This is a genomic window from Mycobacterium sp. 236(2023) (assembly GCF_029623955.1).
Lineage (GTDB): Bacteria > Actinomycetota > Actinomycetes > Mycobacteriales > Mycobacteriaceae > Mycobacterium.
The window spans coordinates 1-14,678 of record NZ_JARSBP010000011.1 but is presented as its reverse complement, the minus strand read 5'-3'; the positions used below and the strand labels follow the sequence as shown (position 1 = coordinate 14,678).

Here is a 14,678-nt window from a genome sequence, read left to right as displayed (position 1 = left end):
ACGCATGCGTGCAGAAGAGATTTCCTGGACTATAACTCAGCCCAGCAAAGGGTGGCGAACGGTCAGATCATCCCAGCGGTGAGGTCAGACCGAGGCCTTGAGATCCTCGACCTTGTTCAGCTGCTCCCACGGCAACTCGATGTCGGTGCGTCCGAAGTGGCCGTAGGCCGCGGTCTGCGCATAGATCGGCTGCAGCAGGTTCAGATCTCGGACGATGGCGCCGGGTCGCAGGTCGAAGACGCTGGTGATGGCCTTCTCGATGCGTCCGGGATCGACGGTCTCGGTGCCGAACGTCTCGACGAACAGACCGACCGGTGCGGCCTTGCCGATGGCGTAGGCGACCTGCACCTCGACGCGTTCGGCGAGGCCCGCGGCGACGACGTTCTTGGCCACCCAGCGCATCGCGTACGCGGCCGAGCGGTCCACCTTCGACGGGTCCTTGCCCGAGAAGGCGCCGCCGCCGTGGCGGGCCCAGCCGCCGTAGGTGTCGACGATGATCTTGCGGCCGGTCAGACCGGCGTCGCCCATGGGGCCGCCGACGACGAACTTGCCGGTCGGGTTGACCAACAGGCGGAAGTCAGAGGTGTCCATGGTGTCGTGGGCCAGGTCGGCCAGCACCGTGTTGACGACCTTCTCCCGGATGTCGGGAGCCAGCGTCCCTTCGAGATCGATGCCGGCGGCGTGCTGGGTGGAGAGCACGACGGTGTCCAGCCGGACCGGAGTCACACCGTCGTACTGCACGGTGACCTGCGTCTTACCGTCCGGACGCAGGTAGTCGACGACGCCGTCCTTGCGGACCTTGGTGAGCTGGCGGGACAGCCGGTGCGCCAGCGCGATCGGCAGCGGCATCAGCTCGGGGGTGTCCTTGATCGCGTACCCGAACATCAGGCCCTGATCGCCGGCGCCCTGCAGGTCGAGCGGATCGGCGGCGCCCTCGACGCGGGTCTCGTGCGCGGTGTCGACGCCCTGGGCGATATCGGGCGACTGCGCGCCGATGCCGATGTTCACACCGCAGGTCTCGTAGTCGAAGCCCTTGTCGGAGTGGTCGTAGCCGATCTCCCTGATCCGGTCGCGAACGATCAGCGGGATGTCGGCGAACGCCTCCTTGGCTGTGGTGGTCACCTCGCCGACGACGTGCACCTGGCCCGTGGTCACCAGCGTCTCGACGGCGACGCGGGACTTGGGGTCGCTGGCGAGCAGGGCATCCAGCACCGAGTCGCTGATGGCGTCGCAGATCTTGTCGGGGTGCCCTTCGGTCACCGACTCACTGGTAAACAGCCGAGCTTGGCTCACGTTCGATCCCTTTCCACTCAAGCGCGCCTGAGATGATTAGTCCGTCAACTTATACCTGTCACAGTGGCACGCGACTTCGGCGCCTCTAGCACCCAAGCGTGTCCCCCCGCCGCGCGCAACCTTTACACGCATGCTGACGTTTGCGGCTTGTCGCCTCTACCCGGCACGGGTGTGCAGGAAAGCCGCGATCGCGTCCACAATACGGCTAGCGATGACGGTCTTCGACCCGTGCTCCAGTGCTGTCTCCGTACCGTCGGCCGACAGCAGCCAGCCGTCGTTGTGATCGACCTCGAAGGCGCGGTTCTCCCCGACGGCGTTGACGACGAGAAGATCGCATCCTTTGCGCTTCAACTTGGCCCTCGCGTGGAAGAGGACGTCCCCGTTGGCGTCGCCTGTCTCGGCGGCGAACCCGACGATCGCGGCCATGTTCGGCAGCTGTCCGTCGTCGCGGGCCCGGACTGCGCCGGCGAGCACGTCGTCGTTGCGGATCAGTTCGATGGCAGGGTCCGTAGTGGTGTCGGGGCCCTTCTTGATCTTGCTTGTCGCCGGGTGCGCGGGCCGGAAGTCGGCGACGGCGGCGGCCATCACGAGGACGTTGGCGTCCGGGGCGTGCTTGGAGACGGCGTCGCGCAGTTGGGTCGCCGAACCGACGTGCGTGACATGCACGCCCGCGGGGTCGATGAGGCCCGCCGTATTGCCCGCGATCAACGTCACCTCGGCGCCGCGCTGGGCAAGGACCCGGGCCATCGCGTAGCCCTGCTTCCCCGAGCTTCTGTTGCCGATGAAGCGCACCGGGTCGATCGGTTCGCGGGTGCCGCCCGCGGTGACGAGGACCTTGACGCCCGCGAGGTCGTACGGGAGCGCGTCGTTGCGGGCGAGCAGCAGCTGCGCCAGCGTCGTGATCTCCTCGGCTTCGGGCAGACGTCCCGGTCCGGTGTCGGCGCCCGTGAGCCGGCCCGACGCGGGTTCCATGACGATCGCGCCGCGGTTGCGCAGCGTCGCCACGTTGTCGACAGTCGCCGGGTGGAGCCACATCTCGGTGTGCATCGCCGGGGCGAACAGGACCGGACATCGCGCGGTCAGCAGCGTCGCTGTCAGCAGATCGTCGGCACGCCCGACGACTGCGCGCGCGAGCAGGTCGGCCGTGGCGGGGGCGACGACGACAAGGTCGGCGGCCTGGCCGAAGCGGACGTGGGGCACCTCGTGTACGTCCTCGAAAACCCCGGTGTGCACCGGGTTTCCGGACAGGGCCTCAAAGGTCGCGGCACCGACGAATTTCAGCGCGGATTCGGTCGGGACGACGCGGACCGAATGACCGGCCTCGGTGAGCTGCCGGACCACCGTCGCGGCCTTGTAGGCGGCGATGCCACCGGCGACGCCGACGATGATCTGCTTGGCAGCCACCGTTGTGCCTGGACTACTCGCCCTCGGAGTGCTCGAGGAGGTCGCCGTGGATCTCCCGCATCGCGATGGAGAGGGGCTTTTCCTGCAGGCCGGGCTCGACCAGCGGGCCGACGTATTCGAGGATGCCGTCACCGAGCTGGTTGTAGTAGTCGTTGATCTGACGAGCACGCTTGGCGGCGTAGATGACCAGCGCGTACTTGCTCGACGCGCGGTCGAGCAACTCGTCGATGGGCGGGTTGGTGATGCCCAGCGGAGTGTCGTATGCGCTCGCGGCGGACGGATCGATGTCGACCGGGGTCAAAGGGGTGCTCACGTAGAGGTTCTCCTGAAAAAGATCTGAAAATTAGGGCTGATCGCGCAGCGGCGGCGCGTGGGCCACCAGCAAGGATACCAATTCCGCGCAGGCAGACTCCAATTGACTGTTGACGACCACCTTGTCGAAGTCCCCTTGGGCGGCCAGTTCGGCCTTCGCCGTCTCCAGACGGCGGGCCATCGCCTCGGGCGTCTCGGTGCCGCGACCGGTCAGGCGGCTCTCCAGCGCCTCCCAGCTCGGCGGGGCGAGAAAGACCGACGTGGCTTCCGGCATCGCCTGCTTGACCGCGCGCGCCCCGGCGAGATCGACCTCGATCAGAACCGGGTGACCCGCGGAAGCTGCGGTGCGGACAGGCGCGGCGGGAGTCCCGGATCGGTGGAGCCCACCGTGGATTTCCGCCCACTCCAGCAGGGCGCCGTCATCGATGAGCTGCTGAAACTGTTCTGCCGTCACAAAGGAGTAGTCCACGCCGTCGACTTCGCCGGGGCGCGGTGCCCGCGTCGTGACGGACACGCTGAAGTAGAGGTCCGTGACGTGCTCGCGCAAGCACCGGACGACAGTGGACTTCCCGACGGCAGAGGGGCCGGACAACACCAGGACCACGGCCCCGGAGGCGCTGTCCGGCCCTCTACCTTCGCTCACAACCTCTCTTAGGAGGTGAAGTCGAACTTTTCGAGAAGGGCCTTGCGCTGACGATCGCCCAGGCCGCGCAGGCGGCGGGTGGGAGCGATCTCCAGTTCGGTCATGATTTCCTGAGCCTTGACCTTGCCGACCTTGGGCAGTGCCTCCAGAAGTGCGGAGACCTTCATCTTGCCCAAGACCTCATCGGTCTCGGCGTCGGTCAGGACCTGCTTGAGGTTGGTGCCGCCGCGCTTGAGCCGATCTTTGAGCTCGGCTCGCGCTCGACGTGCGGCAGCAGCCTTCTCCAACGCTGCCGCGCGCTGTTCGTCGGTCAACTGGGGAAGGGCCACGGGTGTTCCTCCGTCTCGTCACCATCAACTGATTTGTCTCGGCTGGTAGAGGCAGAACCAGAACCAGCCAGCGTGGACGACCGTACCCACGGTCGCTGACGAAAGCTAACCCCACCCCCCTGTCATCGCGCCAAAAGCCCAGCGTGTAGGGCGCACCGCCCTCACGTCACGGGCCTCGCGCCCGGAAAGCTGCCGCGCTGCCCGAAGCACGCAGCGTCCTCTAAAGCGCCTGCGTATCCGTGGTTTCGCAGAATTTCGGCCGCGACGGCGCGGCACCCGGCGGCGCCGACGCACCGCACAGCCGGGGGACGCACTCGGCCGACCTGAGAATTTTGGCTGGTCATCGCGTGTCGGGCGTGTCGCGGTAACGCATCGGCCGGGTAACGACGCGCGTTCAGGCCAGGTAGGCGACCGCGTCCCGCAGGCGCTCGGCGGCGTCGCGTACCGCTGAGAGGTCCGGTCCGGCCCGCAACACCTCGCGCGAGACGGCGGGCAGCAGCTGCCCCGGTCTGGCCCCTCCCAGGCCTGCCAGCGCGTCGGGACGGCCCCCCTGGGCGCCGACGCCCGGCACCAGCACCGGACCGTTGAGTGCACTGACGTCGGGGGGGTCGGTCAGCGTCGCGCCGACGACCACGCCTACGGAGCCCGGCCACCCGGGCTGATTGATCGCGGCGGCAGCATCGACCATCGACTGGGCGACGGTGCGCCCGCCCGATTCGGCGCGCTGAACCGTAGCGCCCTCGGGGTTCGACGTCGCCGCGAGGACGAAGACGCCGCGGCCGCGGTCCGCCGCGACGTCGAGGAGCGGCTGCAGCGATCCGAAGCCCAGATACGGCGACGCCGTCACCGCGTCACATGCCAGCGGCGAGTCGCCGGCCCATGCGGCCGCATAGGCCGCCATGGTCGAGCCGATGTCGCCGCGTTTGGCATCGGCGAGGACCAGGACACCGGCGTCACGCAACCCCGCGATGGTGCGCTCCAGCACCGCGAAGCCCGCCGACCCGTACGCCTCGAAGAACGCGACCTGTGGTTTGACGATCGCAAAGCCCTCGAAGGCGGCCACGCAGATGTCGCTGAAACGGGCCAGACCGTCGGCGTCGACGCCGAGCCCCCACGCTTGGAGCAACTCCGGGTGCGGGTCGATGCCCAGGCACAGCGGCCCGCGTTGGGCGACGGCGCCCGCAAGCCGCTCACCGAACCCGCCCACGGTCACGACCCCAGCGCGCTGTGCAGTTCCTGGAGCGACATCACGCCGATGTCGCCGCGGATACCGGCCTCGATGCCCTGCACGGCCGCCGACGCGCCCTGCACGGTCGTCACGCACGGAATGTTCATCGACACTGCGGCCGAGCGGATCTCGTACCCGTCGATGCGCGGCCCCGAGTTGCCGTACGGGGTGTTGAAGACCATGTCGACCTGACCGGCTTTGATCGCGTCGACCGCCGACAGCTCCGGCCGCTCCGGACTGGGTTCCTCGAAATGCTTGCGCACCTCGTCGCACGGAATTCCGTTGCGCCGCAGCATCTCCGCGGTTCCCTCGGTAGCCAGGATCTTGAATCCGAGATCGGCCAAACGCTTGACCGGGAAGACGAGTGAGCGCTTGTCCCGGTTGGCCACCGACACGAACACGGTGCCTTGGGCGGGCAGCGAGCCGTACGCCGCGGTCTGGCTCTTGGCGAACGAGCTGCCGAAATCGTGGGCGATGCCCATGACTTCGCCCGTCGACTTCATCTCAGGGCCGAGCAGCGAATCGATCTGCGACCCGTCCGACTTGCGGAAACGATGGAAGGGCAGCACAGCTTCTTTCACCGCCACCGGTGCGTTGCGGGCCGTTGTGGCGCCGTCGCCCGCCGCGGCGAGCACGCCTTCTTCACGGAGCTGCGCGATGGTGGCGCCGAGCATGACGCGCGCGCAGGCCTTGGCGAGCGGGATCGCGGTGGCCTTGGAGACGAAGGGCACGGTGCGGCTGGCGCGCGGGTTGGCCTCCAGGACGTAGAGGACGTCGTCTTTGAGCGCGTACTGCACGTTGAGCAGGCCGACGACCCCGATCCCGAATGCGATGGCCTCGGTGGCGCGGCGTACCGACTCGATGTCGCTGCGCCCCAGCGTCACCGGTGGCAGGGCACACGCGGAGTCCCCGGAGTGGATACCGGCCTCCTCGATGTGTTCCATCACGCCGCCGATGTACACCTCGCTGCCGTCGCACAACGCGTCGACGTCGATCTCGATCGCGTCTTCGAGGAAGCGGTCGACGAGCACCGGGTGCTCGGGGGAGAGCTGCGTGGCCCGCTCGATGTAGCCGCGCAGGTTCTCCTCGTCGTAGACGATCTCCATCCCGCGCCCGCCCAGGACATAGGACGGCCGCACCAGCACCGGGTAGCCGATGTCGGCGGCGATCCGCTTGGCCTGGTCGAAGCTGATCGCGGTGCCGAATCGCGGCGCGGGCAGTCCTGCCGTGGTGAGCACCTCACCGAACCGTCCGCGGTCCTCCGCGAGGTCGATGGCCTCCGGCTTGGTCCCGACGATCGGCACGCCGGCTTTTTCCAGCCGCTCGGCGAGCCCCAGCGGGGTCTGCCCGCCGAGTTGCACGATGACGCCGACAACGCCCGGACCGCCTGCGCCCGATGCCTGTTCGGCGTAATAGACCTCCAGCACGTCCTCGAACGTCAGCGGTTCGAAGTACAGCCGGTCGGCGGTGTCGTAGTCGGTGGACACCGTCTCCGGATTGCAGTTGATCATCACCGTCTCGAAGCCGGCCGCGCTGAGCGTCGTCGCGGCGTGCACACAGCTGTAGTCGAATTCGATGCCCTGCCCGATGCGGTTGGGGCCCGATCCGAGGATCAGGACCTTGGGCCGCTGCGCCTGCGGGGCGACCTCGGTCTCGGCCGCGGGGTCGAGCTCGTAGCTGCTGTAGTGGTAAGGCGTCCTGGCCTCGAATTCGGCGGCGCACGTGTCGACGGTCTTGTAGACGGGATGGATGCCGAGCCGCTGCCGCAGCGAGCGCACGCCCATCTCCCCCGCCAACTCTGGCCTCAGGGCGGCGATCTGGCGATCCGACAGTCCGCTGTGCTTGCTGCGGCGCAGCAGTTCGGCCTCCAGGACCGGCGCGTCGATCAGCTCGGAGCGCAGGTCGACGAGCCCGGCGATCTGCTCGACGAACCACGGGTCGACACCGGAGGCCTCGGCCACGTTCTCCACCGTCGCGCCCAGGCGCAGCGCGTATTCGATGTCGTAGAGCCGCCCGTCGGTCGCCGTGCGCAGCCGGGTCAGCACGTCGTCGACGTCGCCTTCAGGGTCATCGCCCGTCCAGAAGCCCGCCCGGCTGGTCTCCAGTGAGCGCATCACCTTGCCGAGCGCCTCGATGAAGTTGCGGCCCAGCGACATCGCCTCGCCGACCGATTTCATCGTCGTGGTCAGCGTGGTGTCGGCGCCGGGGAACTTCTCGAAGGCGAACCGGGGCGCCTTGACGACCACATAGTCCAGTGTGGGCTCGAAACAGGCCGGCGTCTCTTTGGTGATGTCGTTGACGATCTCGTCGAGCGTGTAGCCGATGGCCAGCTTGGCGGCGATCTTGGCGATCGGGAAGCCGGTGGCTTTGGACGCCAGCGCGCTGGATCGCGAGACGCGCGGGTTCATCTCGATGACGATGAGCCGTCCGTCTTTCGGGTTCACCGCGAACTGGATGTTGCAGCCGCCGGTGTCGACGCCGACCTCGCGCAGGATGTCGATGCCGAGGGTGCGCATCTTCTGGTACTCGCGGTCGGTCAGCGTCATCGCGGGGGCGACGGTCACCGAGTCGCCGGTGTGCACGCCCATCGGGTCGAAGTTCTCGATCGAGCAGACGACGACCACGTTGTCGTGGTGGTCCCGCATCAGCTCGAGTTCGTATTCCTTCCATCCGTAGATGGATTCCTCGATCAGCACGTTGGCCGTCGGCGACGCGGCCAGACCCTCGCCGGCCATCCGCTCGACGTCCTCGACCGAGTACGCCATGCCCGAGCCGAGACCGCCCATCGTGAAGCTTGGCCGGACGACGACGGGCAGGCCGACGTCGGCGACGGTCTCGCGGACCTCGTCCATCGTGAAACAGACACGGGATTTCGCTGATTCGCCGCCGACCTTGGCGACGATGTCCTTGAACTTCTGCCGGTCCTCGCCGCGCTGGATGGCGTCGAAGTCGGCGCCGATCATCTCGACGCCGTACTTCTCGAGGATGCCCGCCTCGTAGAGATTGACCGCGGTGTTCAGTGCGGTCTGACCGCCGAGGGTGGCCAGCAGCGCGTCGATCTTGTTGCCGCGTTCGGCTTGCTGGGCGATGACCTTCTCGACGAAGTCGACGGTGATCGGCTCGACGTAGGTGTGGTCGGCGAACTCGGGGTCGGTCATGATCGTCGCCGGGTTCGAGTTGACGAGGCTGACCTGAAGTCCTTCGGACCGCAGCACACGGCAGGCCTGCGTACCCGAGTAGTCGAACTCGCAGGCCTGGCCGATGATGATCGGGCCCGACCCGATCACCAGGACGTGGTTGAGATCTGAGCGACGCGGCATCTGCTACTTCTCCCCTGCCATCAGGTCGACGAACTGGTCGAACAGGTACTCCGCATCACGCGGACCGGCGGCTGCTTCCGGGTGGTACTGCACCGAGAACGCACGCCCGTCGGCCAGCCGAACGCCTTCCACCACACCGTCGTTGGCGCAGGTGTGGCTGACCTCGGCACTGCCGAAGGGGGTGTCGAACGTCTGACCGGCCTCCCCTTCGAGCGCGAAGCCGTGATTCTGGGCGGTGATCGCGACCCGGCCCGTCGCGTGATCCATCACCGGGATGTTGATGCCCCGGTGGCCGAACACCATCTTGTAGGTCGACAACCCCAGGGCCCGGCCCAGGATCTGGTTGCCGAAACAGATGCCGAACAGCGGAATTCCCGCCGAGAGCACCTCCCGGGTGACACCGACGACGTGGTCGGCGGTCGCGGGGTCGCCGGGTCCGTTCGACAGGAACACACCGTCAGGTTTCAGCGCTGCGATCTGCTCGAATGTGGCCGCCGACGGCAGCACGACGCTGCGCACACCTCGTTTGGCGAAGTTGCGGGGCGTGTTCGTCTTGATACCCAGGTCCAGAGCGACGACGGTGAAACGCTGCTGCCCTTCGGGTTTCACCTCGTAATCGGCGTCGGTGCTGACCTGGCCGGCCAGGTCGGCGCCGAGCATCGCGACCTGTCCGCGGACGCGGGCGACCAACTCGTCTGCGGGGGCCTGCGCCGTCGCGCCGCTGAACACACCGGCCTTCATCGAGCCGCGGCTGCGTAGGTGGCGCACCACCGCGCGAGTGTCGATACCCGCGATGCCGACGACGCCCTGGCGCTGCAGCTCCTCGTCGAGGGTTCCGGTGGCGCGCCAACTCGACGCACGCGGGGACGGATCGCGCACGGCGTACCCCGCCACCCAGATCTTGTCGCCGCGGCTCTCGCTGTCCTCGCGGTTCCAGCCCGTGTTGCCGATCTGCGGCGCGGTGGCGACCACGATCTGGCGGTGGTAGCTCGGATCGGTGAGCGTCTCCTGATAGCCGGACATACCCGTCGAGAACACGACCTCGCCGAGCGTTTCGCCGACCGCGCCGAACGGCGTGCCCGCAAAGATCCTTCCGTCCTCGAGAACCAGGACGGCTTGTTGTGTCGTCATGCGACCTCCTCGGGAATCCACTTCAGATAGTCACGACGGTCGTCGGCGCGAAAGCCGGTGTCGATCTCGACGCCCGACGGGAGCCGCCAACGGATCGCCAGGATGCCCTCGTGGGTGAGGGCCTTGCCTGCAAGGTTCTTCTCGGTGCGGATCTCGGCGATGGTGTCGTCGGGGATCCAGATCGGCCCGGCGCCGGTGCGCTGCAACATGATTCCTTCGGGATAGCGGGTCAGGACGGCCTTCGCGCGGAACCCGAGGTCGCCGGCGGCGACCCTGTCGTTCCAGTGCGGCACCAGGGTGCTGCCCACGTAGAGGCCCTTGGTCGCCGGGACGAGCGCCGGGCCGACGGTGTCGGGCAGCGATGGCAGGGTGCCGACGATCTGCGCCTGCCGCTCGACGCGGTGGCGCCAGCCTCGCATCATCGCGTTGATCAGCACCGCGATCAGCAGCACGAGCACGCCGGCCATGACGAGGGAGGCGACGAGAGTCGGGGTGTTCACGCGCCGGCCTTTCCGTCCCTGGCGGTGATCCTGCCGCGCAGCATCGTCACTGTGACGGTCGCGGGCAGCTCCATGTCCTCGTAGGGCGTGTTGTCCGATCGGCTGGCCAGGGTCGGTCCGGTGACGGTCCACCTGGTGTCGGGATCGACGACGGTGAGGTTGGCGGGCTCCCCGACCTCCAGGGGACGACCCTGATCCGGCAGGCCGACGATGCGGGCCGGCGCCTCACTCATCACGCGGGCGACGTCACGCCAGGTAAGCAGTCCCGGATTCACCATGGTCTCGACGACCACGGACAGTGCGGTCTGCAGGCCGAGCATGCCCGGGCGCGCGTTCGCGAATTCGCACATCTTCTCGTGGGCGGCGTGTGGCGCGTGATCTGTTGCCACGCAATCGATCACACCGTCAGCGAGCGCCTGCCGCAGCGCGACCGCGTCGCTGGCCTCCCGCAGCGGTGGGTTGACGCGGTTGCGACCGTCGTAGGTCTGCAACCGGGTGTCGTCGAGCAGCAGGTGGTGCGGGGTCACCTCGGCGGTGATCGAGATCCCCTGCTCCTTGGCCCACCGCACGAGTTCGACGCTGCCCGCCGTCGAGGCGTGGCAGATGTGCACGCGGGCGCCGGCGTCGCGGGCGAGCAGGGCGTCGCGGGCGACGATCGACTCCTCGGCGGCGCGGGGCCAGCCGGCGAGCCCGAGCTTGGCGGCATTCGGGCCTTCGTGCGCGACGGCACCCACGGTGAGCCGGGGCTCCTCCGCATGCTGGGCGATCAGCACGCCGAGGCCCGAGGCGTATTCGAGCGCGCGCCGCATGATCAGCGGATCGTCCACGCAGACACCGTCATCGGAGAACATCCGAACCTGCCCGGCGCCCGCCGCCATCAGGCCCATCTCGGTGAGCTGCTTGCCTCCGAGACCGACGGTCACCGCGCCGACCGGGTGCACATCGACAAGGCCGACTTCTTGACCGCGGTGCCACACGTGGTCGGTGACCACTGCGGTGTCGGCCACCGGGTCGGTGTTGGCCATCGCGAAAACCGCGGTGTATCCACCGAGAGCCGCTGCGGCAGAGCCGGTTTCGATGTCCTCGGCGTACTCGCGACCGGGCTCGCGAAGATGCGTGTGGAGGTCGACGAAGCCGGGCAGCAGGATCTGTCCCGAGCAGTCGATGACGTCTGTGTTTTCTGACGAGCTGACGCTCTCGCCGATCTCGGCGATCTGACCGTCGCTCACCAGTACGTCGACCGGTTCGCCCTCGCCGTAGAGAAGAACGGACTTCAACAGCACGCTCATGCGCTGATCGCTTCCTGCTCGGATCCGACGAGGAGGTGGAACAGCACCGCCATCCGGACGTGGACACCGTTGGAAACCTGTTGCAGCACCGCTGATTGCCCAGAGTCCGCCACCGAGTACGCGATCTCCATACCGCGCAGCATCGGCCCGGGGTGTAGCACCACCGCATGGTCGGCCAGCCGCGCCTGCCGCTTCTCGGACAGTCCGTAGCGCACCGAGTACTCGCGCGACGACGGGAAGAATCCGCCGTTCATGCGCTCGGCCTGTACCCGCAGCATCAGCACGGCGTCGGCCAGCGGGAGCTCCGCGTCGAGTTCGTGAGACACCGTGACGGGCCAGTCCGCCACGCCGACGGGCAGCAGCGTGGGCGGCGCAACGAGGACGACCTCGGCGCCGAGTGTGTGCAGCAGCGAGACGTTGGACCGTGCGACGCGGCTGTGCAGGACGTCGCCGACGATGACGACACGCTTGCCTTCGACGGAACCCAGACGCTGACGGATCGTCAGCGCATCGAGCAATGCCTGCGTGGGGTGTTCGTGCATGCCGTCGCCTGCGTTGATGACCGACGGACCGCCGAGCTCGTCGTGGGTCCACGCCGCGAGCTGTTGCGGCGCTCCCGACGCGGGATGCCGGATGATCAGCGCATCGGCGCCGGCGGCGCGCAGGGTCAGCGCTGTGTCTCGCAGCGACTCCCCTTTGGAGACAGACGATCCCGAGGCGCTGACATTGATGACGTCGGCGCTCATCCACTTGCCGGCCACTTCGAACGACACCCGCGTGCGGGTGGAGTTCTCGTAGAACATCGTGATGATGGTGCGGCCTCGCAGGGTGGGCAGCTTCTTGACCTCACGGCCCACCAGCGCCTCCCGGAACCGGTCGGCGTTGTCGAGGATCGCGATGGCGTCGTCGCGGCTCAGATCGGCCGCGGTCAACAGATGCTTCACCTTTGCGGACCTCCCGTCGGTGCAATGCGAACGCCGTCGTGGCCGTCGTTCTCCGTCAACCGCACCTTCACGTTCTCGCTGCGGGACGTCGGCACGTTCTTGCCGACGTAGTCGGCGCGGATCGGAAGCTCACGGTGTCCGCGGTCGACCAGGACGGCGAGCTGAACGATCCTCGGCCTGCCCAGGTCGCGGAGTGCGTCGAGAGCGGAACGGACCGAGCGGCCGGTGTAGAGGACGTCGTCGACGAGGACGACGAGCGCACCGTCGATGCCGCCTTCGGGGATCGACGTCGCCGCGAGCGCCCTGGGCGGCTTGCTCATCAGGTCGTCGCGATAGAGCGTGGTGTCCAGCGCTCCGGTGGCGACCTCGGTGCCGCTGAAGTCGGCGATGTTGCGGGCCAGCCGATCGGCGAGGGTGACACCGCGTGTCGGGATGCCCAGCAGAATGACGGGGAGACCATCGGGACCGTCGAGCGCGGTCTTCTCGATGATCTGGTGGGCGATGCGGGCGATCGTTCGACTGACGTCCGCTGCGGACATCAATTCCCGGTCGGAACCGGTCTGGTCAGGCGCGCCCACGAGTAGGCCGGACCTCCTTCTCCGCCTCACGGGACGGATCGTTAAAGGATGTCGGAAAACTGCGGGGAGCTTAGCAGGTGGTGCTGGGCCATCGCGATTGCGCGCTGCCCTAGTCTGGCGCGATGAATCTCGACCGCAACAAGGCGTCCGTCGTCGACGCGATCGACGCCGGACTGCTCGCCGGAGCCGTGACGCTGGTGTGGCACGCCGGCGAGGTGCGTCAGGTCAACGAACTCGGCTATCGCGATGTCGACGCACGGCTGCCGATGCAGCGGGACACCATTTTCCGTATCGCGTCCATGACCAAGCCGGTCACGGTGGCCGCGGCGATGACGCTGATTGAAGAGGGGAAGCTCTCGCTGAACGACCGGGTGGCGACATGGCTGCCCGAGCTCGCGGACATGCGCGTGCTGGCCGAACCCCGCGGGCCGTTGGACCGCACCGTTCCCGCGCAGCGTCACATCACGATCGATGATCTGATGACGCACCGAAGCGGTCTCGCGTACATGTTCTCGGTCCTCGGCCCCCTGTCGGACGCCTACCGCAAACTCCCGACCCGCCAGGATCAGGACAAGTGGCTGTCCGAGCTCGCGGCATTGCCGTTGGTCCATCAGCCGGGCGCACGCTTGACCTACAGCCACGCCACCGACGTGCTCGGGATCGCGTTGTCGCGCATCGAGGGAAAACCGTTGAGTGACGTGCTCCGCGAACGGATCCTCGGCCCGCTGGGTATGTCGGACACCGGCTTCAGCGTCGGCACTCAGGGCAGACGTCGTGCCGCGACGATGTATCAGCTGGACAAGGACAACACACTGCGTCACGACGTGATGGGTCCGGCGCCGATCGTCGATCCCCCGTTCTGCACGGGCGGAGCGGGATTGTGGTCGACGGTCGACGATTATCTGGCGTTCGCGAGGATGTTGTTGGCCGGCGGAACTCTCGACGGCGTGCGAGTGCTGTCCGAGGAGTCGGTCGTCGCGATGCGCACCGATCGGCTCACCGATGAGCAGAAGCGGCACGATTTCCTGGGCGCGCCGTTCTGGATCGGCCGCGGCTTCGGGCTGAACCTGTCGGTGGTCACCGATCCGGCGAAGTCGCGTCAGCTGTTCGGTCCGGGCGGATTGGGGTCCTTCTCCTGGCCGGGCGCCTACGGAACGTGGTGGCAGGCAGATCCTTCCGCTGACGTCATCCTGATCTATCTGATCCAGAACTTGCCGAATCTGACGGCGGATGCGGCCGCTGCCGTGGCGGGCAACACGTCGCTGGCCAAGTTGCAGACGGCACAGCCGAAGTTTGTCCGCGCCACGTATCAGGGCCTGGAGCTCTAGGACCCGAACTTGTCGGCGCTGGGGTGTAGGGTCGGTTTTGTGATCGAACATTTGTTCGAAGTAGATCCGGAGGCGTCCGAGAGGGACCTGCGGATCCTCGTCGAACACCTCGAGGAGCTGAAGTCGAAAGCTGCGGTCGCGCAAGCCCGGGCGACCGCGTTGTGGGCAGCCAAGCGTGCCGCGGCCGAGCAGGCCGCCGGGCTGGCGGCCAAGAAGCGTGGGAAAGGGCTGGCGTCGGAGATTGCGTTGGCTCGCCATGAGGGCGTGTCAGATGGTTTGTGTAGCTGTGGCTCCTAGTGAATGGAGCAGTATCGATGGATGTGAGCACTGACGAGCCGATGTCGGGGGCTGACGCCGTAGAGGCGTTGAAGTCCGCGGG

The 14,678-nt window shown here is 67.6% G+C and carries 13 protein-coding genes and 1 pseudogene; 2 read left to right on the top strand and 12 right to left on the bottom strand.

Annotated elements, in window-relative coordinates:
• Positions 1-84: 84 nt before the first annotated feature.
• From metK to pyrR, 12 genes are all read right to left on the bottom strand, one after another.
• Positions 85-1,293, bottom strand: a complete 1,209-nt coding sequence (gene metK / locus P9A17_RS30355; RefSeq protein WP_278042509.1) for a methionine adenosyltransferase — start codon at positions 1,291-1,293, stop codon at positions 85-87.
• 156 nt (positions 1,294-1,449) lie between these two features.
• Positions 1,450-2,697 carry a bifunctional phosphopantothenoylcysteine decarboxylase/phosphopantothenate--cysteine ligase CoaBC gene (coaBC, locus tag P9A17_RS30350; protein ID WP_278042508.1) on the bottom strand — a complete coding sequence of 416 codons (1,248 nt, stop codon included), beginning with the start codon at positions 2,695-2,697 and terminating at the stop codon, positions 1,450-1,452.
• Between the two features lie 13 nt (positions 2,698-2,710).
• Positions 2,711-3,010 (bottom strand): DNA-directed RNA polymerase subunit omega, encoded by a 300-nt coding sequence (gene rpoZ, locus P9A17_RS30345; RefSeq protein WP_278042507.1) that lies wholly within the window; start codon positions 3,008-3,010, stop codon positions 2,711-2,713.
• A gap of 30 nt (positions 3,011-3,040) precedes the next feature.
• Positions 3,041-3,652, bottom strand: a complete 612-nt coding sequence (gene gmk, locus P9A17_RS30340; RefSeq protein WP_278042506.1) for a guanylate kinase — start codon at positions 3,650-3,652, stop codon at positions 3,041-3,043.
• 8 nt (positions 3,653-3,660) lie between these two features.
• Complete coding sequence (gene mihF, locus P9A17_RS30335) at positions 3,661-3,981, bottom strand: integration host factor, actinobacterial type (RefSeq protein WP_278042505.1); 321 nt, start codon at positions 3,979-3,981, stop codon at positions 3,661-3,663.
• Between the two features lie 394 nt (positions 3,982-4,375).
• Positions 4,376-5,188: an orotidine-5'-phosphate decarboxylase gene (gene pyrF / locus P9A17_RS30330; protein WP_278042586.1), complete on the bottom strand. Its 813-nt coding sequence runs from the start codon at positions 5,186-5,188 to the stop codon at positions 4,376-4,378.
• Between the two features lie 2 nt (positions 5,189-5,190).
• Positions 5,191-8,529, bottom strand: a complete 3,339-nt coding sequence (gene carB, locus P9A17_RS30325) for a carbamoyl-phosphate synthase large subunit (protein ID WP_278042504.1) — start codon at positions 8,527-8,529, stop codon at positions 5,191-5,193.
• Positions 8,530-8,532: 3 nt separating this feature from the next.
• Complete coding sequence (carA, locus tag P9A17_RS30320) at positions 8,533-9,660, bottom strand: glutamine-hydrolyzing carbamoyl-phosphate synthase small subunit (protein ID WP_278042503.1); 1,128 nt, start codon at positions 9,658-9,660, stop codon at positions 8,533-8,535.
• Positions 9,657-10,160, bottom strand: a complete 504-nt coding sequence (locus P9A17_RS30315) for a transporter (protein WP_278042502.1) — start codon at positions 10,158-10,160, stop codon at positions 9,657-9,659. The genes carA and P9A17_RS30315 overlap by 4 nt, the downstream gene beginning before the upstream one ends.
• The gene (locus P9A17_RS30310; RefSeq protein WP_278042501.1) at positions 10,157-11,449 is read right to left on the bottom strand and encodes a dihydroorotase; all 1,293 of its coding nucleotides are present in this window, start codon (positions 11,447-11,449) and stop codon (positions 10,157-10,159) included. Before P9A17_RS30310 ends, P9A17_RS30315 begins: the two co-directional genes overlap by 4 nt.
• Positions 11,446-12,393, bottom strand: coding sequence for an aspartate carbamoyltransferase catalytic subunit (locus P9A17_RS30305; protein ID WP_278042500.1), 948 nt, complete (start codon positions 12,391-12,393; stop codon positions 11,446-11,448). Before P9A17_RS30305 ends, P9A17_RS30310 begins: the two co-directional genes overlap by 4 nt.
• Positions 12,390-12,971 carry a bifunctional pyr operon transcriptional regulator/uracil phosphoribosyltransferase PyrR gene (gene pyrR / locus P9A17_RS30300; RefSeq protein WP_278042499.1) on the bottom strand — a complete coding sequence of 194 codons (582 nt, stop codon included), beginning with the start codon at positions 12,969-12,971 and terminating at the stop codon, positions 12,390-12,392. Before pyrR ends, P9A17_RS30305 begins: the two co-directional genes overlap by 4 nt.
• A gap of 122 nt (positions 12,972-13,093) precedes the next feature.
• On the opposite strand from pyrR, the gene P9A17_RS30295 reads away from it, so the two are divergent.
• Together P9A17_RS30295 and P9A17_RS30290 are read left to right on the top strand one after the other, a co-directional pair.
• Positions 13,094-14,299 carry a serine hydrolase domain-containing protein gene (locus P9A17_RS30295; protein WP_278042498.1) on the top strand — a complete coding sequence of 402 codons (1,206 nt, stop codon included), beginning with the start codon at positions 13,094-13,096 and terminating at the stop codon, positions 14,297-14,299.
• Between the two features lie 39 nt (positions 14,300-14,338).
• Positions 14,339-14,560 (top strand): annotated as a pseudogene (locus P9A17_RS30290) (HNH endonuclease); the annotation flags it as partial.
• Positions 14,561-14,678 lie beyond the last annotated feature (118 nt).